The sequence below is a fragment of the Noviherbaspirillum galbum genome (genome assembly GCF_010974945.1).
Taxonomy (GTDB): Bacteria; Pseudomonadota; Gammaproteobacteria; order Burkholderiales; family Burkholderiaceae_D; genus Noviherbaspirillum; species Noviherbaspirillum galbum.
Genome location: NZ_JAAIVB010000048.1, coordinates 32,150 through 51,859 on the forward strand (window position 1 = coordinate 32,150; position 19,710 = coordinate 51,859).

Annotated in this window: 18 protein-coding genes; 10 read left to right on the forward strand and 8 right to left on the reverse strand. The window is 66.9% G+C overall.

Features of this window, described 5'->3' with window-relative positions; translation table 11 throughout:
• The first annotated feature begins 399 nt into the window (after positions 1–399).
• From G3574_RS14785 to G3574_RS14795, 3 genes are all read left to right on the forward strand, one after another.
• Positions 400–1,059, forward strand: a complete 660-nt coding sequence (locus G3574_RS14785) for an ABC transporter ATP-binding protein (RefSeq protein WP_235953460.1) — start codon at positions 400–402, stop codon at positions 1,057–1,059.
• Positions 1,053–3,446 (forward strand): ABC transporter permease, encoded by a 2,394-nt coding sequence (locus G3574_RS14790; protein ID WP_205609793.1) that lies wholly within the window; start codon positions 1,053–1,055, stop codon positions 3,444–3,446. Before G3574_RS14785 ends, G3574_RS14790 begins: the two co-directional genes overlap by 7 nt.
• Positions 3,447–3,511: 65 nt before the next feature.
• Positions 3,512–4,672 (forward strand): efflux RND transporter periplasmic adaptor subunit, encoded by a 1,161-nt coding sequence (locus G3574_RS14795; RefSeq protein ID WP_163964486.1) that lies wholly within the window; start codon positions 3,512–3,514, stop codon positions 4,670–4,672.
• Between the two features lie 30 nt (positions 4,673–4,702).
• Here G3574_RS14795 and G3574_RS14800 read toward each other — a convergent pair whose 3' ends face one another.
• The gene (locus G3574_RS14800; RefSeq protein ID WP_163964488.1) at positions 4,703–5,551 is read right to left on the reverse strand and encodes a universal stress protein; all 849 of its coding nucleotides are present in this window, start codon (positions 5,549–5,551) and stop codon (positions 4,703–4,705) included.
• A 111-nt stretch (positions 5,552–5,662) separates the two neighbouring features.
• Positions 5,663–6,595, reverse strand: a complete 933-nt coding sequence (locus G3574_RS14805; protein ID WP_163964490.1) for an L-lactate dehydrogenase — start codon at positions 6,593–6,595, stop codon at positions 5,663–5,665.
• A gap of 320 nt (positions 6,596–6,915) precedes the next feature.
• Between G3574_RS14805 and G3574_RS14810 the strand changes: the two genes are divergently transcribed.
• The 4 genes from G3574_RS14810 (at position 6,916) to G3574_RS14825 (ending at position 11,318) form a co-directional block, all read left to right on the forward strand.
• The gene (locus G3574_RS14810; protein WP_163964493.1) at positions 6,916–8,187 is read left to right on the forward strand and encodes an efflux RND transporter periplasmic adaptor subunit; all 1,272 of its coding nucleotides are present in this window, start codon (positions 6,916–6,918) and stop codon (positions 8,185–8,187) included.
• A 28-nt stretch (positions 8,188–8,215) separates the two neighbouring features.
• Positions 8,216–10,306: an ABC transporter permease gene (locus G3574_RS14815; RefSeq protein ID WP_163964495.1), complete on the forward strand. Its 2,091-nt coding sequence runs from the start codon at positions 8,216–8,218 to the stop codon at positions 10,304–10,306.
• Between the two features lie 178 nt (positions 10,307–10,484).
• Positions 10,485–10,946 carry a universal stress protein gene (locus G3574_RS14820; RefSeq protein WP_163964497.1) on the forward strand — a complete coding sequence of 154 codons (462 nt, stop codon included), beginning with the start codon at positions 10,485–10,487 and terminating at the stop codon, positions 10,944–10,946.
• A 42-nt stretch (positions 10,947–10,988) separates the two neighbouring features.
• Positions 10,989–11,318: a DUF5335 domain-containing protein gene (locus tag G3574_RS14825; RefSeq protein WP_163964499.1), complete on the forward strand. Its 330-nt coding sequence runs from the start codon at positions 10,989–10,991 to the stop codon at positions 11,316–11,318.
• Between the two features lie 36 nt (positions 11,319–11,354).
• Here G3574_RS14825 and G3574_RS14830 read toward each other — a convergent pair whose 3' ends face one another.
• Positions 11,355–12,212 (reverse strand): universal stress protein, encoded by an 858-nt coding sequence (locus G3574_RS14830; RefSeq protein WP_163964502.1) that lies wholly within the window; start codon positions 12,210–12,212, stop codon positions 11,355–11,357.
• 206 nt (positions 12,213–12,418) lie between these two features.
• Here G3574_RS14830 and G3574_RS14835 point away from each other — a divergent pair, with 206 nt between their 5' ends.
• The 3 genes from G3574_RS14835 to G3574_RS14845 all read left to right on the forward strand — a co-directional run bounded on the left by G3574_RS14835 (position 12,419) and on the right by G3574_RS14845 (position 14,233).
• A complete protein-coding gene (locus tag G3574_RS14835) occupies positions 12,419–13,072 on the forward strand; it encodes a BON domain-containing protein (RefSeq protein WP_163964503.1) in 654 nt (217 codons plus the stop codon).
• A gap of 63 nt (positions 13,073–13,135) precedes the next feature.
• A complete protein-coding gene (locus tag G3574_RS14840; protein ID WP_163964505.1) occupies positions 13,136–13,864 on the forward strand; it encodes a cytochrome b/b6 domain-containing protein in 729 nt (242 codons plus the stop codon).
• Between the two features lie 45 nt (positions 13,865–13,909).
• Positions 13,910–14,233, forward strand: coding sequence for a hypothetical protein (locus G3574_RS14845; RefSeq protein ID WP_163964507.1), 324 nt, complete (start codon positions 13,910–13,912; stop codon positions 14,231–14,233).
• 25 nt (positions 14,234–14,258) lie between these two features.
• Here G3574_RS14845 and G3574_RS14850 read toward each other — a convergent pair whose 3' ends face one another.
• The 5 genes from G3574_RS14850 to acsA are packed head-to-tail and all read right to left on the reverse strand — an operon-like array spanning position 14,259 to position 19,562.
• Positions 14,259–14,522 carry an acyl carrier protein gene (locus G3574_RS14850; protein ID WP_163964508.1) on the reverse strand — a complete coding sequence of 88 codons (264 nt, stop codon included), beginning with the start codon at positions 14,520–14,522 and terminating at the stop codon, positions 14,259–14,261.
• 30 nt (positions 14,523–14,552) lie between these two features.
• On the reverse strand, positions 14,553–15,806 hold the full coding sequence (locus G3574_RS14855) for a dihydrolipoamide acetyltransferase family protein (RefSeq protein ID WP_163964510.1): 1,254 nt from the start codon (positions 15,804–15,806) through the stop codon (positions 14,553–14,555).
• Positions 15,803–16,774 (reverse strand): alpha-ketoacid dehydrogenase subunit beta, encoded by a 972-nt coding sequence (locus G3574_RS14860; RefSeq protein WP_163964512.1) that lies wholly within the window; start codon positions 16,772–16,774, stop codon positions 15,803–15,805. The genes G3574_RS14855 and G3574_RS14860 overlap by 4 nt, the downstream gene beginning before the upstream one ends.
• Positions 16,771–17,799, reverse strand: a complete 1,029-nt coding sequence (gene pdhA, locus G3574_RS14865) for a pyruvate dehydrogenase (acetyl-transferring) E1 component subunit alpha (protein ID WP_163964514.1) — start codon at positions 17,797–17,799, stop codon at positions 16,771–16,773. Before pdhA ends, G3574_RS14860 begins: the two co-directional genes overlap by 4 nt.
• Positions 17,796–19,562, reverse strand: coding sequence for an acetate--CoA ligase (acsA, locus tag G3574_RS14870; protein WP_163964516.1), 1,767 nt, complete (start codon positions 19,560–19,562; stop codon positions 17,796–17,798). The genes pdhA and acsA overlap by 4 nt, the downstream gene beginning before the upstream one ends.
• Positions 19,563–19,710: the final 148 nt, after the last annotated feature.

The following is a 19,710-nucleotide window of genomic DNA, read 5'->3' on the forward strand; positions in this document are numbered from 1 at the left end:
GCATGTCCATGACGACGCTATGCCTGATCGCGGATCAGTGCTTGACTGGAATCAAATTGAAGAAATTCGCACCGACCGTAGCATTCTTCTCCCGCTCCCGGAAAATTTGATCCAGGTCATTCGGTTCGGCCGGCGCAGTCCGTAAGGTGCTTCTCATCCGTCCTGCCTTGCCGGGATGGGAAGGAGGGTGTCATGCGCATGTTGAAGGGCGCGGTTTTTCCCGCGTGCGGGGCCGGGCGCGGTGACGGACCGGCCCCGCCTTGAAGGCCATTCCCGATGCGTGCCAATTTCAATTCACAAGTCCTTGCCGGCGCCAATGCCGACGCCAATGCCGGCATCGTTGCCGGCGCGGGCGCATGGCCGGTCTTTTCCCTCGTTCACATCGGCAAGACCTACCAGATGGGCGAGGTGCCGGTGCAGGCCCTGTCGGACATCAGCCTGGAGTTCTACCGGTCCGAATTCGTGGTCCTGCTCGGCGCATCGGGCAGCGGCAAGTCGACGCTGCTGAACATCATCGGCGGACTGGACACGCCCAGCAGCGGCAGGCTCTACTGGAACGGCCGCGACATGAGCGACGCTGACGACGAGGCGCTGACGCGGTTCCGCCGCCGGCACGTCGGCTTCGTGTTCCAGTTCTACAACCTCATTCCCAGCCTGACCGCGCGCGAGAACGTGGAACTGGTCGCCGACATCAGCGACGATCCGATGGACGCGCGGGAAGCCCTGGCAATGGTCGGGCTTGGCGACCGGCTCGATCATTTCCCGGCGCAGATGTCGGGCGGCGAGCAGCAGCGCGTGGCGATCGCGCGCGCCATCATCAAGCGTCCGGACATTCTCTTGTGCGACGAGCCGACGGGCGCGCTCGATTTCCAGACCGGCAAGCTCGTGCTCCAGGTCATCGACCGCGTCAACCGCGAACTGGGCACCACCACCATCGTCATCACGCACAACGCGGCGATCGCGGCCATGGCGCACCGGGTGGTCTACCTGACCAGCGGCCGCATCGCCCGCATCGATGCCAACCCGGAACGCAAGACGCCGGAGCAGATTTCATGGTGACGCGGACCTCCGGCCTGCCTTCCTGGCTGCCGCCCCTCGATCGCAAGCTCCTGCGCGACCTGTGGCGCATGCGCGGCCAGGCGCTTGCCATCGCGCTGATGGCCGCCTGCGGCATCGCCTCGTTCGTCACCATGCGCAGCGGCTATGAAGCCCTGCTGGCATCGCAGCAAGCCTACTACGAGCACAACCGCTTCGCCGACGTCTTCGCCAGCCTCAAGCGCGCGCCGGCTAGCCTGCTGCAGCAGCTTGAATCCATTCCCGGCGTCAACCAGCTCGTTGGCCGCGTGGTCATCGATGCGTCGCTCGACGTGCCCGGGCTGGACGAACCCGCCAGCGCGCGGCTCGTATCGCTGCCTGGCGCGCCCGGCACCGGACTCAACCGCGTGCATCTGCGCCGCGGCCGCATGCCGGAAAACATGGCCCGCAACGAAGTGCTGGCGAGCGAGGCGTTCAGCGCGGCCAACCGGCTTTCGCCGGGGGACAGCGTCACCGCGGTCATCAATGGCCGCAAGGAGATCCTGCAGATCACCGGGATCGCCATCTCCCCGGAATACCTCAACGAGATGAAGGGCAGCAGCTTCCCCGACAACCGCCGCTTCGGCGTGTTATGGATGGACCACGACGCCCTCGCCGGCGCCACCGACATGCGCGACGGCTTCAACGACGTCGCGCTCACCCTCGCGCCCGGCGCCAGCGAACAGCAGGTGATCGAACGCCTGGACCGCATGCTCCAGCCCTACGGCGGCTTCGGCGCCTACGGCAGGAAGGACCAGGTCTCGCACAGCTTCCTTGCCAATGAACTGGCGAGCGCCCGCGTCAGCAGCACCGTCATTCCCGCTGTCTTCCTGGCCATCGTCGCCTTCCTCACCAACAACATCCTGATGCGGGTGACGGTGCTGCAGCGGGCGCAGATCGCGCTCCTGAAAAGCTTCGGCTACGCCGACCGCGAGGTCGCATGGCATTACGTCAAGCTTGCCCTCCTCATCGTGCTTGCCGGCACCGTTGCCGGCATCGCGCTGGGAAGCTGGATGGGCCAGGGGCTCGCCGGACTCTACGCCCGCTTCTATCACTTTCCCCGGCTGGAGTTTTCCTTGTCGGGCTTTTCCATCGGCGTATCGGCGCTTGGCGGCGCGGCGTCGGCGATCGCCGGCGCCTGGCTCGCGCTGCGCCGCATCCTGCGCATGCGCCCGGCGGAAGCCATGCGGCCGGAAGCGCCCGCCCATTTCCGGCCGGGTCCGCTGGAGCGGCTGGGCTTCCAGCGTTACATGAGCGTGCCGCTGCGCATGGTGTTGCGCCGGCTCGAACGCAAGCCGCTCAAGGCGCTGGTTTCCATCCTCGGCCTGTCGATGGCTGCCGCGCTTGTCGTGACCGGACAATATACCTTCGACGCCCTCAATGAAATCATTCGCGTGCAGTTTCGCACCGCGCAACGGGACGATCTGATGCTGAGCTTCAACGAAAGCCGCGACGCAAGCGTGACGCACGCGCTTTCCGCGCTGCCGGGCGTCAACCGGGTAGAGCCTTTCCGCGCCGCCGCGGTGCGCCTGCGCTTCGCGCATCACGCGAAGAAAACCCTGATCTTCGCCCTGGGCGGGAAACGCGAGTTGCGGCGGATACTGGACGAGGAAGAACGTCCGATCGACATGCCGGCCGAAGGCATGGTCCTGACATCGAAGCTGGCGGAAATTTTGGGCGTCCGCAAGGGCGAGGCCTTGTCGGTGGAGTTCCTCGAGGGACAGCGGCGGGTGGCCGAAGTGCCGGTGGTGCGCATCGTCGACGAGCCCATCGGCGTCTTCGCCTACATGGACATGGCGGCCCTCTCGCGCCAGGCGGAAGAACCGCTGCTGGTGTCGGGCGCCTATCTTGCCGTCGACCCGGCCCGCCAGGCCGAGCTCTACCGGACGCTGAAGGGCATACCCGCGGTGGCCAGCGTCAGCTTGCGGGAGGCGACGCTGCAAAGCTTCCTGTCCACCATCGCCGAGAACATGCGGATCAATACCCGCGTCCTGGTCGCCTTTGCCTGCGTGATCGCCTTCGGCGTGGTCTACAACGCGGCGCGGATCGCCTTGTCTGAAAACGCGGTCGAACTGGCAAGCCTGCGCATCCTGGGCTTTTCCCAGGCAGAGGTCGGCGGGATGCTGCTGGGAGAGCAGGCGCTGCTGGTGGCCGCCGCGCTGCCGCTCGGCTGCCTGCTCGGCTACCAGCTGGCGGCGCTGCTTTCCATTTTGCTCAGCCAGGAATTGTTCCGCATTCCGCTGGTCGTCAGCACCCGCACCTACCTGCTGTCGGCGGCGGCGGTGCTGCTGTCCGCCGTGGTTTCCGGCGCGCTCGTCTGGCGCAGGATCAGACGGCTGGACATGATCGAAGTCTTGAAGACACGGGAGTAATGATGGACGCGAAGGCAGATGCGCCGGTCATCGATACGGCACGCCGGATGACCAGGAAACGCCGCGTGCAAAGAGTGGCCGGATTGCTGGCGGCGGTGGCGGGAGCGACGCTGCTGTGGCTGCTGTTCGCGCCGAAACCCTTGCCCGTCGAGACCATGCCCGCGGTGCGCGGACCGATGCAGGTAACGGTCAACAACCAGGGTTACGTCAGGTCGCACGACAAGTACGTGATCGCAGCGCCGGTCGCCGGCGAGGTGGACCGCATCGAATTGCGGGAAGGCGATGCGGTGGAGCCGGGCCAGGTGGTGGCAACGCTGCGTCCGATGCCGCTGGATGCGCGGCAGCAGGAGGAAGCCATGGCGCGGATGGAGTCCACGCAAGCCCAGGCCGAGGAAGCGGGACGGCGCGCGCGCCGCGCCGAGACCGACCTGAAGCTTGCCGCCAGCGAACGCCGCCGTGCGCAGGAACTCATGAAGACCCATTTCATGTCCGAACAGGCCGCCGACCGCGCCGCCGCCGCCGAACAGGCTGCCCAGGCCGAACTCGATGCCGCGCGCTCCCGCGAGCAGGCGGCCATTGCCGACCTGCGCGGCGCGCGGGCCGCCATGCTGGCGATCCAGTCCGCCGGCAAGCCGGGGTCGAAGATCGAGCTGAGCGCGCCGGTGCGCGGCTATGCCATCAAGATCCACGAACAGAGCGTGCGCGCGGTCGCCGCCGGCACGCCCTTGCTGGTGGTGAACGATCCCGCGCGCTACGAACTGGTCGTCGATGTGCTTTCCACCGATGCCGTGAAGATCCGTCCCGGAAACGAGGTGCTCATCGAAAACTGGGGCGGGGCGGGCGCATTGCGCGCCTCCGTGCGGCTGGTGGAGCCGGTGGCCTTCACCAAGGTGTCCGCCCTGGGCGTGGAAGAGCAGCGCGTGAACGTCATCGCCGATCCGGTCGGCGACCTCGGCACGCTGGGCGATGGCTACCGCATCGAAGCGCGGATCGTGATCTGGTCGCAGGACAACGTGCTCAAGGTGCCGGGAAGCAGCTTGTTCCGCGCGGCGGACGGCTGGCGCGTCTTCACGGTGGAGCGCGGGCGCGCAAGGGAACGCAAGGTCGACATCGGCCAGCGCAACCAGGACGAGGCGCAGGTGCTGGACGGACTTGCGCCCGGCGCGATGCTGGTGCGGTATCCGTCCAACGACATGAAGGACGGCGTGCGGGTGTCACCGCGCTGATCCGGCGAGGTGAACCAGGCCGGTCCCGATTCAGTGGGACATCAGCACCGGCACCGTCATGGCGCCAAGCAAGGTTCTCGTTGCGCCGCCCAGGAGGATTTCCCGGAAGCGCGAATGCCCGTAGCCGCCCATCACGATCAGGTCGCTGTCGAGGTCGTCGGCCAGCGACAGGAGGGAGATGCCCATGTTCAGGGAAGTGGCTTCGTTGTGCACCACGACCGGCAGGTCATGCCGCGCGAGGTAGAGCGCCAGGTCGTCTCCCGGCTGGTTGCCGTGGTCGACGCTGTCGTGGGCGTTGAAGATCGCCACGTCGACGGTCGTTGCCTGGCGCAGCAGCGGCAGCGCATCGCTCACCGCGCGCGTCGCCGCCGTGCTGCCGTTCCAGGCAATCAGCGGGCGCTTTCCGATCTGGCTGAACTCGCCGGCGAACGGCACCACCAGCACGGGGCGTCCCGCGTTCAGGACGACGTACTCGGGAAAGTCCGGCGGGACGGTGGAATTGGCGTCGTCCGGGTCGAATTGCGACACCACGGCGAGGTCGCTGTAGCGCGCGCGGAGGCTGATGCCCGACTCCGGTTCGTCGGTGAAGAGGGTAGCCTCCCAGGACCGGACGTCGGCCTTGTCCGCGATGCCGCGGAAGGTGTCGAGCGCCTCTTCCGCCCGGATCCTGACCGCGTTCGTGAAGCGGGCGAGATAGTCCATCAGTTCCGGGTCGAGCTGCGTCACCTCGCCGTTGGTGTACGCGAAGCGGGACACGCCGGTCATGGCCGCGCCGACGAGGTGGGCGCGGTGGGTGGCGGCGAGTTCGGCTGCGAGCTGCATCCTGGCGCGGGAATTGGCCGACTGGTCCACGTGGACGAGTATCGTCTTGTACGTCATGATGGCCTCCCGCGAATCGCCTGTTCCGGATCGTCAGGCGCAAGAATCCTCAGGCTAGAACGCGATTGGAGGACGCGCTTGACTCAGGTCAAAGCCGGCCTGCCCGGCGTATCAGTATCCGAGCGAGGCGATGTGCTGCCGAATCATGCGGGCGCTCGACCGCAAGGCGTCGGTCTCCTGCGCGTTCAATCCGACCGGCAGGCGCATCGCGATGCCGTTCGCGCCGACCGTGCAGGGAAGGGAAAGCGCGACGTCCCGCACGCCTTCGATGTCGTCGACCACCGAGGACACGGTGAGCACCGCATGCTCGTCGTGCAGGATGGCGCGCGTCAGGCGGGCCAGCGCCGCGCCGATGCCATAGTAGGTCGCCCCCTTGCCGGCAATGATCCGCTGGGCGGCGCCGCGCACGCCATCCTCGATGTCGGCGATCGTTGCCGGGTCGAGCGGCGCGCCGCTGGCCGCGGCGAGTTGATGGAGCGGCAGGCCGCCCACGCGCGCGGCGGACCAGGCCAGGACTTCGGAATCGCCGTGCTCGCCCAGCACGTGCGCATGGACCGAGGACGGCGACACCGCGAAGCGTCCGGCGATGAGGGCGCGGAAACGCGCGGTATCGAGCATCGTTCCGGTGCCCAGGACCCGTTCCGCCGGCAATCCCGAGATCCTGGCCGCGGCATAGGTCATGATGTCGAGAGGATTGGTGGCGACCACGATGACCGCATTGCCGGCATGGCGCAGGACGAGCGGCACGATGTCCGCGAACACGGCGACGTTGCGGGACAGGAGCGCAAGCCGGGACTCGCCCGCAAGCTGCGATACGCCGGCGGCAATGATCACCACCGCGGCGCCCTCCAGCGCCTCGTAATCGCCGCTGCGCAGCCGCAGAGGATGTGAGAAGGGAGTGGCATGCAGCACGTCCATTGCTTGCGCATCGGCAAGCGCGCGGTTGCGGTCGACGAGCACGATCTCGCTGCCGACGCCTTGCATGACGAGCGAATGCGCCGCGGTGGCGCCGACATGGCCCGCGCCGACGATGCCGATCTTCATGGTTGGAAAGCTTTCATGGTTGGCGAATCCTGTGCATGCCGGCGCCGCGCGCGGCAAGGGTCTGAAAAAGCGAGCGTGAACCATTCTAGCAATGGCCATGGGGCGCGCAAGCGACATGGCGATTTTCCCGCCGGGGAGCAGGCCAGCTTTGCGCTGCGGCAAGAGGGGTGGGTAGCCGGACCAAGGCTTGAGCAATCCGCGATCGACCGATCCGCCGGAGATTCCATGCGCATTTGACCCAGATCATCCACCCGCCTTCACGCGGAAGCGGCATTTCCTTAGGATGTCGATGCAAGCTTGCAACAAGGGGCTGCCATGCCATGAACGCGCGCTTCCAGGAGACCGAATCGACAAGCTTGCCGAACCCGGGCGAGGCGCCCCGCCAGCGCCGCGCGTTGCGCCGCGCGATAGCGGCGGCGGCTGGCATCGCGGCATTGCTGGCCCTCGCCGTCCTGTACGCCTATCTGCATCGCACTCCGCCGCCGGCGCAACGCTACCTCACCGCCCCGGCGGAGCGCGGCACGGTCGCTCCCAAGGTGGTGGCAAGCGGCACCGTCAACCCGGTCACCATCGTCCAGGTGGGCAGCCGCGTCTCGGGAGTCATCGTCGAGGTGGGCTGCGATTTCAACACGCGCGTGCGGGCCGGGCAGCGTTGCGCGCTGATTGACCCAAGGCTCTACGAGACCGCGGTCAGTCAGGAATCGGCCAACCTCGGCGCGGCGCGCGCCCAGCTTGCCAAGGACATGGCCGCCCTCGACTACGCGGCGGCCGCGTACCAGCGCAGCCTGGATCTGCGGCGCAAGGGGTTCATTTCGCAGGAAGCGGTTGACAGCGCAAGCAATACCCGGCGCCAGGCGGAGACACAGGCCGACGTGGACCGCGCCCAGGTCCGGCAGCATGCGGCGACCTTGCAGGCGGCCCAGGTCAACCTCGGCTATACGAGCATCACCTCTCCGGTGGACGGCACCGTGGTGTCGCGCAACGTGACGCGGGGACAGACCGTGGCGGCAAGTTTCCAAACCCCGACCTTGTTCCTGATCGCGGCCGACCTTGCGAAGATGCAGGTCGACACCAATGTGAGCGAGGCCGACATCGGCCGCGTGGCGCTTGGAAACGAAGCGCTATTCAGCGTCGAATCCTTTCCCGAAAGGCGTTTCAGCGGCGTGGTGACGCAGGTGCGGCAGGCGCCGCAGACCGTGCAGAATGTCGTGACCTATGATGTCGTCGTCAGCGTCGACAATACAGACCTGGCGCTCAAGCCCGGCATGACGGCATCGATGCGCATCGTCACGGCGCGCTCGGAAAATGCGTTGCGCGTGCCAACGCGGGCGCTGCGCTACAAGCCGGCGTCACGGGAAGCGGCGTCGTCCTCGCCGGCATCGCCGCGCCGTCCGGGCGAGGGTGCCGTCTGGGTGCTGCGGGACGGCGCGCCCAGTCGCCTCACGCTGGCCACCGGCCTCGATGACGATACCTGGACCGAAGTGACCGGCGGCGACTTGCACGAGGGCGACCAGGTCATCCTGTCCGAGCGGGCCGCGCCGCAGGCCGACAAGGCAGGGCCGGCTGCCGGGCCGCGCCTGCCGCGGCTCTGAAGGGCGCGGAGAGGCAAGGACTGGCCATATGGAAAGCCACTGCATCCGGGCTTGCGGCCTGACCCGCATCTATAGCGTGGGCAACCAGGAGGTGCGGGCGCTCGACGGCGTCGACCTGGAAATCCGGCACGGCGAAATGCTTGCGGTGATGGGCTCGTCCGGGTCGGGAAAGTCCACCTTGATGGCGATCCTGGGTTGCCTCGACCAGCCCAGCGGCGGCTCCTATTTCTTCGAAGGCCGCGATGTCGCCGGCTTGTCCGACAAGGACCTGGCGGCGCTGCGCAGCACGCGCATCGGCTTCGTGTTCCAGAGTTTCAACCTGCTTCCTCGTACCAGCGCACTCGACAACGTCGCCTTGCCGCTTTACTACGCCGGCGTCCGGGAGGCGGCGGAGCGCGAAGGCAGGGCGCGCGCCGCGCTCGGTATTCTGGGCCTGGCCGGGCGCTGCGACAACACCCCGGCTCAGCTGTCGGGCGGACAACAACAGCGCGTCGCCATCGCACGTGCCCTGGTCAATGCGCCCGCGGTGCTGCTGGCCGACGAGCCGACCGGCAACCTGGATACCCGGACCTCGCACGACATCATGGAAACGCTGGTGCGCCTCAACAAGGAGCGCGGCGTGACGGTGGTGGTGGTCACGCACGAAAACGATATCGCAGCCTATGCGGGCCGCGTGATCACCATGCGCGACGGCAGGATCGTGAGCGACCGGCGCAATACACCCGCCAGCGAGACGAGCACGGAACGGCTTGCCATGCCGGCCCCGGATGCAGGCGCGGCATCGGCGCCGGCAACGGCGCACCAGGCCTTCGGCGCCATGATTTTCTCCGCAGCGGTCCGGGCACTGGCGCGCAACAAGACGCGCTCCATACTCACCATGCTTGGCGTATTCATCGGCGTCGCGGCGCTGATCGCGATGGTGGCCGTAGGTAATGGGGCCAGCGCCGCGGTGCGCAAGCAGATCGAAAGCCTGGGAACCAACATGTTCGTGGTGGTCCCCGGCGCCGCCATCAGCGCGGGCATGCGCGGCGGCAGCGGAAGCGCGTCCACCCTGACGCTGGCCGACGCGGAAGCCATCCGCCACGAGGCGAAGTCGGTCGCCGAAACCGGATACCTGATCCGGCAGGCGGGCCAGGCCGCGTACCGGGAACGCAACTGGAACACCGGCGTGCTCGGCGTATCCGCGAACTTCGCGCGCATCACCAACTGGCGCATCGCCGAGGGGCGTTTCCTGGACGAGGAAGACGAACGCGGCGCGGCGCTGGTCGCCGTGATCGGCGACACCGTGAAGCGGCAATTGTTCGACGCGACGGACGATCCGGTCGGCGTGACCATCCTGGTGCGCGGGATTCCGCTGCAAGTCGTCGGCGTGTACTCGCCCAAGGGACAGACCGCGTTCGGGCAGGACCAGGACGACGTGGTGATGGTGCCGTTCAGCACCGCCGAACGCAAGGTCCTCGGTGTGGCCGCGCCCGCCGCGCTGCAAGCCGCCCAGGGCGGCACGGTGACCACCTATCCGCCCGTGCCCATCCCGTTCGACCTGCAGCCGCGGCTGACCGGCTTCGTGAACCAGATCTTCATCCAGGCGGAATCGCCCGGACAGGTGCAGGACGCCATCGGCGATGTCACCGCCATCCTTTCCCGGCGCCATCGGGCGAAACCCGACGCCATACCCGACTTCAGCGTGCGCAACCTCAGCCAGGTCGCGAACGCCGCGGAAGGCAGCAGCCGGGTCATGTCTGTCTTGCTGGCGATCGTCGCCTCGATCTCGCTGCTGGTCGGCGGCATTGGCATCATGAATATCCTGCTGGTGTCGGTCACCGAGCGGACCCGGGAGATCGGCTTGCGCATGGCGCTCGGCGCGCGCCGCGTGCATGTCCTTCTGCAATTCCTCGCGGAGTCGATCATTCTCAGCGTCACGGGCGGCCTCGCCGGCATTGCCGCCGGCACGCTTGCCACCTGGCTGATCGGCGCCATCGCGCAGTGGCCGACACGCATGTCGCCCGGTGCGGTCGCGGGCGGGTTTCTTTTCGCCACGGCGGTCGGGGTGTTCTTCGGATTTTATCCGGCACGCAAGGCGTCGCGCCTCGATCCGATCGAGGCATTGCGCTACGAATGACTTGTTCCCCGCCTCGTCGCGGGACGTTTCGGGCGGCATGAGGCGAAGGAATTCCGGTGTCGGCGCCGCCTCGAGAAGTTTTGACTCAGGTCAGGCGAAAAGCGCGTCCCGCGCCTATAGTCCGCCTTGACATGCCTTCCTTGGCCTGCGGGTTAGTCGTTTCTTTCTGGACCATGCCATGTTCAAGCGCATTCTTTTGCCCACCGATGGTTCCGCGTTTTCCAGGCAAGCCGTTGCCCATGGCGTGCGGCTGGCGCGCGAACACGGTGCCGAAGTCATCGGCTTGCATGTGCTTCCGGAACCGCGGTCCGACCGGCTGGAAGCCTGGATGCACCACGACCCGCATTTCGCTGCCAGGCGCCAGGCCCTGTTCGAACGGCTGGCCGATGATCACCTTGCCCATGTCGCCGGCTGCGCGCGGTCGGAGTCGGTGCCATGGCGCTGCACCAAGATTCCCGCGCAGGACGCCGCCACCGCCATCGTCGAGATCGCCCGCGCCAGCCATTGCGACCTGATCCACATGGCGTCGCATGGCTGGAACGAGCATGGCGCGCCGATGCCGGGCGGCGTCACCCTCGGCGTGCTCATCCGGTCCCCGGTTCCGGTACTCATTTTCAAGCCGACGCAGGCCGATCCTTGACCCGCTGCCAGCCATTCACCAAGCGCATGAAAGGAGAACACGATGTCATCCACCCAACTCAACAAGTCGGAATGGAGCGGATATTTCGACCGCGTCTCGAAGGCCATCAACGGCGAGCAGGCGGAAATCGAGGTCGCTTCGCTGGCGCTGGGCAACCAGATCGAGGCCAACTGGCTGCCGCTTTATGGAATTACCTATGACCCGAAGAGCGATGTGCTGGAGGTGGTGCTCGAAGGCCTTGACCATCTTATCCACCGGCCGCTGACCGTGTATGTCGAAGCAGATGCCGATGGTCTGTCGAGCATGCTCGTCAATGACGGCGACACCCAGCAGCTTGTGCGCTTCCGCAAGCCGCTGCAACTGCACTCCTGAGCGCGCGCATCCGCTTGCCCTGGGCCCGGTTGGCGATCAATGCGCCATCAGCACCGGCAGGGTGGCATGCGTCAGCACGTCGCGCGTCACGCCGCCCAGCAGGTATTCGCGATAACGGTGGTGCCCGTAGCAGCCCATCACCAGGAGTTCCGCATGGACGTCGTCGGCCAGGCCGAGAAGCGTCTCGCCGACTTCGCCGCGGGTTTCGAGCTGGTGGACTTCAACCTTGAGTCCGTGGCGCGCCAGGAACAGGGCGATGTCGCCGCCAGGTTCACGCTCACGCGGCTTGCCCGGTTCTATCTCGAATTTGCGTGCCACCACCGCCACATGCACCTGGGACGCATGGCGCAGGAGCGGCAGGGAAAAGTGCAATGCGCGCCGGGCTTCCGGACACACCTTCCAGGCGACCACCGCCGGACGGCCGGCATGCAGCGGACCGCCGATGGACGGCACCATCAGCACCGGTGCGCCGGATTGCATCGCGACCATGGCCGCCAGTGCCGGGCTTCCCGTGGCTGATCCGATCACGCCAGGGTTGCCGGAGCCGGGCCGGGAAAGAACGGCAAGGTCAGCATGCGTGGCTTGCAAGGCCAGCGCGACAGACATGTCGTCATGCACGCACCGTGTTTCCACCGACTCGACCTCATGTTCCCTTGCCGCTTGCAGGAATCCGTCCAGCGCCTTCGTGGCCTCGCTTTCGAGCGCGGAGAGAAAGGAATCCAGGTCGAGCTGGTCATTGCGCCGCTGGAATCGGTCGAGCCAGATCGGGTGCATGGCGGAAGCGACGCCGACGAGATGCGCCCGGTTCTGGCGCGCGAGCATCGCGGCGGTCCGGTAACGATCGGCTGCCGACGCATCGCAGTCGGCCTGAACGACGATGGTCTTGTAGGGCATGGCGCTCTCCTTCGATACCCGGATGGGCCAAGTGTGGTGCAAGCCTCCTGCGCGCGCTTGACCGCAATCAAAACGCACTCCCGGCGCGTCGCGAGGTCACCAGTTCATCTTTGACTGCGGTCAAGCGCGGGACCACCCCCCGCCGTACGATAAGCGCGATCCATGCAGCGCGGCCGCCAGGCATGGAAACTGTAATGGAGCCTGACATGAAAACCGATCTGCAATTGCGCGAGGACGTGCTGGAAGAACTTGAATGGGATCCGTTGGTCGATGCGGCCGATGTCGGCGTCGAAGTGAGGAACGGTGTCGTCACGCTGTCGGGGCACCTCGACAGTTTCGCGGAAAAGATCGCGGCCCGGCGCGCGGTGGAGCGCGTCGCCGGCGTGAAGGGCATCGCGCTTGAAGTCGACGTGCGCCTCCCTGGCCAGGATACCCGGTCGGATACCGATATCGCGGTGGCCGCCAGGACGGCGCTTGAGCAGGACGCGCTGCTGCCGCGCGATGCAGTCACCGTGCTGGTGGAAGCCGGCCGCGTAACGCTTTCCGGCCGAGTAGGGGGCGACCATCTGCGGCGCGTGGCGGAACGCGACGTGCGCAACCTGCGCGGCGTGAGGGATGTGAAGAACGACATCGTCGTGCATCCCGTCGTCGCGCCGCGCAACATCCGCGCGCGCATCGAATCGGCGCTGCAGCGCCGCGCCCATGCCGAAGCCAAGGCCATCACCGTGTCGGTCAAGGAAGACGAGGTCACGCTGACCGGCACCGTGCCCTCGCTCGAGGAGCGCAGCGCCGCGGTGCATGCGGCCTGGTGCGCGCCCGGTGTCACGAAGGTGGTGAACCATATCGTGATCGGGCCGTAGCAAGCGAATTGAACATACGGCGGCCTGCCGTCATGGCAGGCCGGCTTACAGTGAAGATGGGAGATGGCAATGAAGAAAATGTCAGTGTCCGCCGCCGGCGAACCAATCCTTGTCTGGGATGCGCCGGTGCGCGTCTTCCACTGGCTCCTGGTGCTTTCCTTTGCCGGCGCCTACCTGACGGCCGAGAGTGAGCGATGGCATCTTGTGCACATCACGCTTGGATACACGATGGGCGGCCTGGTGGCATTCAGGATCGTTTGGGGCCTGGTTGGCAGCCGCTATGCGCGCTTCACGGATTTCGTGAAACCGGTTGCCGCAGTCAGGCGGTATGTCGCTTCCCTCCTTGCCCGCAAGCCGGAGCATCATGTCGGCCACAACCCCGCCGGCGGGCTTGCCATCCTCGGCCTGCTCGTGCTGGCCATCGCCGTGACCGTGACGGGCTGGGCCACCGACAACGACGCGCGGGAGTGGATGGAGGAGGCGCACGAGGCGGCGGCAAACGTGATGCTCGGCTTGGTCGCGCTGCACGTTGCCGCGGTGATCGGCAGCAGCTGGCTGCATCGAGAGAACCTGGTGGGGGCCATGCTGCATGGATTCAAGCGGGGCGGTCCCGGGGAGGGCATCCGTTCCCCGCGCCGGCTTGTCGCCGTGCTGGTGATGGCGGCGGTCGCCGGGTTCTGGGGCTTGCAGTGGTTCGGGTCATCCACAGGGAGCGGATTGGCGATAGGCGCCGGTCATTCCGTCCATGGCGAACAGGGCAAGCATGAAAACAGGAGTGGCGACGATGACTGATTCAATCACGATTTTCAACCTGTCGACCTGAGAAGGAGAACCTCGATGCAAAGCATGAACAAGATCATCGCCGGAGTGGCGATTTCACTGGTGTCGGCATCCCTCTTCGGCCAGCCGGCCGGCAACGGTCCGCGGGGAGGATACCGGTTCGACAAGAGCAACACGCCGGGCTGGTCGATGATGACGCCGGAAGAAAGGGCCAGGCATCATGACAAGATGATGTCGCTTCAGAACTATGATGAGTGCAAGGCGTACATGGAGGAGCATCGCGCCTCGATGGAAGCGCGGGCGAAGGAAAAGGGGCGCCCCATGCGCGGGCCCAGGCAGGATGCCTGCGAGAGGATGAAGTCGCGCGGAATGTTGAAGTGACGGCCGCCTCGCGTCATCGTGGAGGTCAATGCGTCTTCGCCTGCAGGTAAGCGGCGATGTCGTCTAGGCACCGCAACCTCGCATAGTCGGCTTCTGGGATGTCGACATGGAAGCGCTGATGCAGGGCGATCAGGAAGTTGAGCCAGTCCATGGAATCCAGGTCGACCTGGCGGCGCAACGGCTCGCCGGGGTTCAGGTCCTGGTCCGCGGTTTCCGGAGCGATGGACCGTAGCGTGGTCAGTATTCCCGCCAGGATTTCCGCGCTGGCGGGCTTTTCAGTTTGTTCCATGGCAATCTCCTTGTCGAGGTCTCCGGAACATCAGAGCTGTTCCGGCTGTTGCAGCCTGTCGCGCAGCTCGGCAAGGAACAGCGCGCCGTAATGGCCGTCGGACACGCGGTGGTCGGCTGCCAGGGTCGCGGTCGTTACCGGCATCACGCAGAGCGCGTCGTCGCGTGCCCAGGGTCGCTGCGCGATCCGGCCAAAGCCCACCAGCGCCACTTGCGGGGGGTAGATGACGCCATGCACGGTTTCCACGCCTTGCTCTCCGAGGTTGGTCACCGTGATGGTGGGATCCGACATTTCCGAGCTGCGCAAGGAGCCTGCGCGGGTGCGCTTGACCAGGTCGGTCAGTTCCTCCATGAGCCGGTCCAGCGGCTTGCTGGCGACGTCGTGGATGGCCGGGGCGACCAGCCCGCCCTGGCGCAGGGCGATGGCGACGCCCACGTGGACTGCGCCGGAGGGGCGGTGGCCGCCATCCACGTAGAAGCCATTGAGCTCCGGATAGCGGGCCAGCGCCAGCGCCACGGCCTTGATCTGCAGGGTTGCCATCAGTATCCGAGAGGTCAGGGAACGGGTAGCGTTCGCGGCGAGCAGCCACTCCTGCGCCCGGCGCATCGGGACCGGTTCGCTCAGGTAGTAATGGGGAATTTCCTTCTTCGAGCGGCTCATCGCTGCGGCGATGGAGCGGCGCATTTCGGCCTGGCGGTCAAGGACGGGGGAGGGCTGCGGCGATGAAGCGGACGATGGAGCGGACGAAAATGCGGACAACGCCGCTGCCCTCTGCACATCCTGCAAGGTAACCGCGCCCTCAGGCCCGGTACCGGCGACGGCGCCAATGTCGATGTCATGGTCTTCCGCGTACTTGCGCGCCGCGGGCGATGTCCTGCGGCGTGCGCCGGCGTAAGGGGTGGTTGGCACGGGCCGGGCAGGCAGGACGTTGACGCCGCCAGGCTGCGATTCCCGCGCGCCGTCGGGCGCCGTGGAGGCGGTCGTTCCCGGCGCTACCGCCCCGGCTTCATGCGTCTTTCCGGACCGCCTGGCCATCTCCATCGTCTCGCCTTCCTCGAGCAGGGTCGCCAGCACCGCGCCAACCGGCAGCGTATCGCCCGGCGCGGCGAGCAGCTCCGCCACTGTCCCTTCCTGCCAGCTTTCCACGTCCACGGCTGCCTTCGACGTATCCACCACGGCGACCACCTGGCCGCGCTTCACGGCGTCGCCGGGCTTCACCTGCCATTGCAGGAGTTTTCCCTCGTCGACGTCCGCGCCGAGGAAAGGGAGCTTGAATTCGATCATGATCTGCCCATGAGTTGTTTCGCCGCGGCGGCGATTGCAGCCGGCTGCGGCAGCGCCGCCGCTTCCATGTGGCGCGCATAGGGCACCGGCGCCTCGGCGCTGCACACGCGGCCCGGCGGCGCATCGAGGTCGTAGAAGGATTCCTCGGCGATGCGCGCCATGACCTCCGCCGCCAGGCTGCCGCTGCGCCATCCTTCGTCCACGACGAGCACGCGGTGCGTCTTGCGCACCGTGCCGAGGATGGCCGCCGTATCCAGCGGCCGCAGCACCCGCAGGTCGAGCACGTCAGCGGAAATGCCGTCATCCGCCAGCAGGCGCGCCGCCTGCAGCGCCTTCGGCAGGCTGCCGCCATAGGTGATGATGCTGAGGTCGTCACCCTCGCGCCGCAATGCCGCCGACCGGATGTCGCAAGGGCGCTGCTCGATCTCGTCTTCCATGTTGTAGAGCTGCGCATGCTCGAAGATGACCACAGGGTCCGGGTCGGCCAGGGCCGGAGCGAGCATGCCGTAGGCATCGGCGACGGTGGCCGGGGCCAGCGCGCGGATGCCCGGGATATGCGCATACCATCCCTCGAGGCTGTGCGAATGCTGGGCCGCCACCTGGCGGCCCGCGCCGGTAGCCATGCGGATCACCAGCGGCACGTTGAACTGGCCGCCCGACATATGGCGCAGGCAGGCGGCCGTATTGACCACCTGGTCGAGCGCCAGCATGCTGAAATTGATGGTCATGATTTCGACGACCGGCCGCATGCCGCCGAGCGCGGCGCCGATGCCGGCGCCGACGAAGCCAAGTTCGGACAGCGGCGTATCGCGGATGCGGTCCGGACCGAATTCTTCCAGCAAGCCCTTCGAGACCGCATAGGTTCCGCCGTAGCGTCCGACGTCCTCGCCCATCAGGAACACGCGCGCATCGGCTTCCAGCGCGTCGCGCAAGGCCAGTCGGAGCGCTTCCCGGTAGCTCATCTTCATGGCCGCGCCTCCGGTGCGCAGACGTCGCGCAGCAGGTCCGCCTCCGGCTCCCATGCCGATGCTTCGGAAAACGCGACCGCCGCCGCCACTTCCTCGGCCGCCCGCGCATCGATCGCCAGGAATTCCTCTTCGCTCAGCTTGCCCTCGCGCTTGAGCCGGCCGGAAAAGGTATGCAGCGGACCGCGTGTCTTCCATGCCTCGATCTCGGCCTTGTCCCGGTAGAGATCCGGGTCGAACATCGAATGCGGCCTGAACCGGTATGTCTGGAACTCGGTGAAGAACGGCCCTTCGCCAGCACGGACCTGGCGCGCGCCATGCGCCGTGCCTTCCATCGCCGCGACCACATCCATGCCATCGACGCGTTCGGCGGGGATGCCATAGCTTTCCGCCTTGCGGCAAAGGTCGGTCTGCGCCTCTGAGCGCGCAAGCGCGGTGCCCATCGCATAGAAATTGTTTTCGCACAAGAACAGGACCGGCAGCTTCCACAGCGCCGCAAGGTTCATCGATTCGTGGAACGCGCCCTCGGCTATCGCGCCTTCGCCGAAGAAACAAGCCGTCACCCGGCGCACGCCCTGCATCTTGTCCGCCAGCGCGAGACCCACCGCCAGCGGCAGTCCCCCGGCGACGATGGCGTTGCCGCCATAGAAGCGCCGCTCGCGGTCGAACAGGTGCATCGAGCCGCCGCGCCCGCGCGAACAGCCGTCCACCTTGCCGAACATTTCCGCCATGATCGCCTTCATCGGCACGCCGCGCGCCAGCGCGTGGCCGTGCTCGCGGTAGGTGGCGACGATGTTGTCTTCGGCGGCGAGCGCGTGCAGTGCGCCTGTCGCCACCGCCTCCTCTCCGATGTAGAGATGCAGGAAGCCGCGGATCTTGCCTGCGCCATAAAGCTCGGCCGCCTTTTCTTCCATGCGCCGGATGCGCACCATGTCGGAGAGCAGCGCCAGCGCCGTCTGCCTGTCGCAGGAAACCGGACGATCGCCGGGGTCGGGAAAGGGGGGCCGCTGCTGGATGGCGGTGCTCATGATGCCTGTCCCTCCAGCGTGGAAGTGTCGCCTTCCGGCAGCCCGAGTTCGCGCGCCTTCAACAGGCGTCGCATGATCTTGCCGCTGCGGGTGCGCGGCAGCGCTGGCAGGAAGTCGATTTCCTTCGGCGCCACGGCGGCGCCTAGCCGCTTGCGGGCATGGGCAAGCAAGGCCAGGCCAAGCTCGTCCGACGCTTTCCATCCCGACTTGAGCGAGACGAAGGCCTTGACCGCTTCGCCGGCCGTCTCGTCCGGCTTGCCGATCACGCCGGCTTCCGCCACCGACGGGTGTTCCATCAAGGCGCTTTCCACTTCGAAGGGGCCGATCAGGTGGCCGGAAGACTTGATCACGTCGTCCGCGCGTCCGACAAACCAGAAATAGCCGTCCTCGTCGCGCCGCGCGAGATCTCCCGTGAGGTAAAGGTCGCCGTCGAAGCATTTGCGGTAGCGCTCTTCATTGTTCAGGTAGCCGCGGAACATGGACGGCCAGCCGCGCCTCAGCGCCAGCTCCCCGTCCTTCCCAGGCGTGTCGACGATGCGCACGCCGCCTTGCGCATCATGCTCCACGATGCAGGCGTCGATGCCCGGCAGCGGGCGGCCCATCGATCCCGGCTTGATGTCGAATGCCGGCGTGTTGGCGATCATGATGCCGCCCGTCTCGGTCTGCCACCAGTTGTCATGCACAGGCAGGCCGAGCGCCTCCTCGCCCCACCAGACCGCCTCCGCATTGAGCGGCTCGCCCACGCTGGCGACGAAGCGCAGGGCAGGAAAGCGGTATTGCTTCGCCAGCTCCGTGCCGGCCTTCATGAGCATCCGTATCGCCGTCGGTGCGGTGTACCAGACGCTGACGTCTTCATCCTGCAGGATGCGGTACCAGTTGTGCGCATCGAAATCGCCCTCGTCGACCACCGACGTCACGCCATGGAGCAGCGGCGCAATGATGCCGTAGGAGGTGCCGGTCACCCATCCCGGGTCGGCGGTGCACCAGTAGATGTCGCCGGGATGCAGGTCGAGCGCATAGCGGCCGGTGGCCCAATGCGTCACTGCCGCGCCATGCACGTGGATCGCGCCTTTCGGCGTACCGGTGGTGCCGCTGGTGAAATGGAGCAGGGCCATGTCTTCCGCCTGCGTCGGCGCGGTCTCGTAGCGCCGTGGCGATTGCGCCATCAGGCTCTCGAAGTCATGCACGCCATCGGCGGCAGCCATGCCGTCGCCGGTCTCCTGCACGATCAGGACATGCTTGAGCCCGGGCAGCCTGTCGCGCACCGGTTGTACCTTGCGGCGGTAGAGGTCCGCGGTGGTCACCAGCACGCGGGCGTCGCCCAGGCCCATCCGGGTGGCGACCGGTTCAGGGCCGAAGGCGGAAAACAGCGGGCAGGCCACCGCGCCGGCCTTGAGGCTGCCAAGCACGCTGACGTAAAGCGCCGGCACGCGGCCGAGCAGGGTGAACACGCGCTCGCCACGTGCCACGCCCAGGCCGGCCAGCACGTTGGCGAAGCGGTTCGTGAGCCCCGCCAGCGCGCGGTAATCGATGTCCCGGCCGGACCCGAGGAATCGCAAGGCGATGCGGCTGCCCGAACGGGGATCCGCCGCGTGGCGATCGACCGCTTCATGGGCGATATTAAGGCCGCCGCCGGGCAGGCCGGCGAGGTGGGCGCGCGCCGCTTCCCAGGAGAACGCGGCCCGTTCGGCGGCGTAATCCGTCCAGTTTGGCTTGATGCGCAAGTCGCCGGCACGCTTGCGGATGACCAGGGGACGTGACATGGCGAGCCTCCCGCTTGTCGGGTGATGGATGTGAGATATTCCACCCGCTCCCCCGAAACGCCACTTGACCGGAGTCAAAATCGGCCGGCATGAGTGCCGTGGCGTGCGCGGCCAATTCCGGCGGGCGAATCCAAGCGGATTTTGACCC

Bases quoted from the DNA above. Each gene is read 5' to 3' on its own strand.
- G3574_RS14785 (WP_235953460.1), top strand. From the start codon at position 400: ATGGGCGAGGTGCCGGTGCAGGCCCTGTCGGACATCAGCCTGGAGTTC.
- G3574_RS14790 (WP_205609793.1), top strand. From the start codon at position 1,053: ATGGTGACGCGGACCTCCGGCCTGCCTTCCTGGCTGCCGCCCCTCGAT.
- G3574_RS14800 (WP_163964488.1), bottom strand. From the start codon at position 5,551: ATGACGTACAAGACGATACTCGTCCACGTGGACCAGTCGGCCAATTCC.
- G3574_RS14805 (WP_163964490.1), bottom strand. From the start codon at position 6,595: ATGAAGATCGGCATCGTCGGCGCGGGCCATGTCGGCGCCACCGCGGCG.
- G3574_RS14810 (WP_163964493.1), top strand. From the start codon at position 6,916: ATGAACGCGCGCTTCCAGGAGACCGAATCGACAAGCTTGCCGAACCCG.
- G3574_RS14815 (WP_163964495.1), top strand. From the start codon at position 8,216: ATGGAAAGCCACTGCATCCGGGCTTGCGGCCTGACCCGCATCTATAGC.
- G3574_RS14820 (WP_163964497.1), top strand. From the start codon at position 10,485: ATGTTCAAGCGCATTCTTTTGCCCACCGATGGTTCCGCGTTTTCCAGG.
- G3574_RS14825 (WP_163964499.1), top strand. From the start codon at position 10,989: ATGTCATCCACCCAACTCAACAAGTCGGAATGGAGCGGATATTTCGAC.
- G3574_RS14830 (WP_163964502.1), bottom strand. From the start codon at position 12,212: ATGCCCTACAAGACCATCGTCGTTCAGGCCGACTGCGATGCGTCGGCA.
- G3574_RS14835 (WP_163964503.1), top strand. From the start codon at position 12,419: ATGAAAACCGATCTGCAATTGCGCGAGGACGTGCTGGAAGAACTTGAA.
- G3574_RS14840 (WP_163964505.1), top strand. From the start codon at position 13,136: ATGGCAATGAAGAAAATGTCAGTGTCCGCCGCCGGCGAACCAATCCTT.
- G3574_RS14845 (WP_163964507.1), top strand. From the start codon at position 13,910: ATGCAAAGCATGAACAAGATCATCGCCGGAGTGGCGATTTCACTGGTG.
- G3574_RS14850 (WP_163964508.1), bottom strand. From the start codon at position 14,522: ATGGAACAAACTGAAAAGCCCGCCAGCGCGGAAATCCTGGCGGGAATA.
- G3574_RS14855 (WP_163964510.1), bottom strand. From the start codon at position 15,806: ATGATCGAATTCAAGCTCCCTTTCCTCGGCGCGGACGTCGACGAGGGA.
- G3574_RS14860 (WP_163964512.1), bottom strand. From the start codon at position 16,774: ATGAAGATGAGCTACCGGGAAGCGCTCCGACTGGCCTTGCGCGACGCG.
- pdhA (WP_163964514.1), bottom strand. From the start codon at position 17,799: ATGAGCACCGCCATCCAGCAGCGGCCCCCCTTTCCCGACCCCGGCGAT.
- acsA (WP_163964516.1), bottom strand. From the start codon at position 19,562: ATGTCACGTCCCCTGGTCATCCGCAAGCGTGCCGGCGACTTGCGCATC.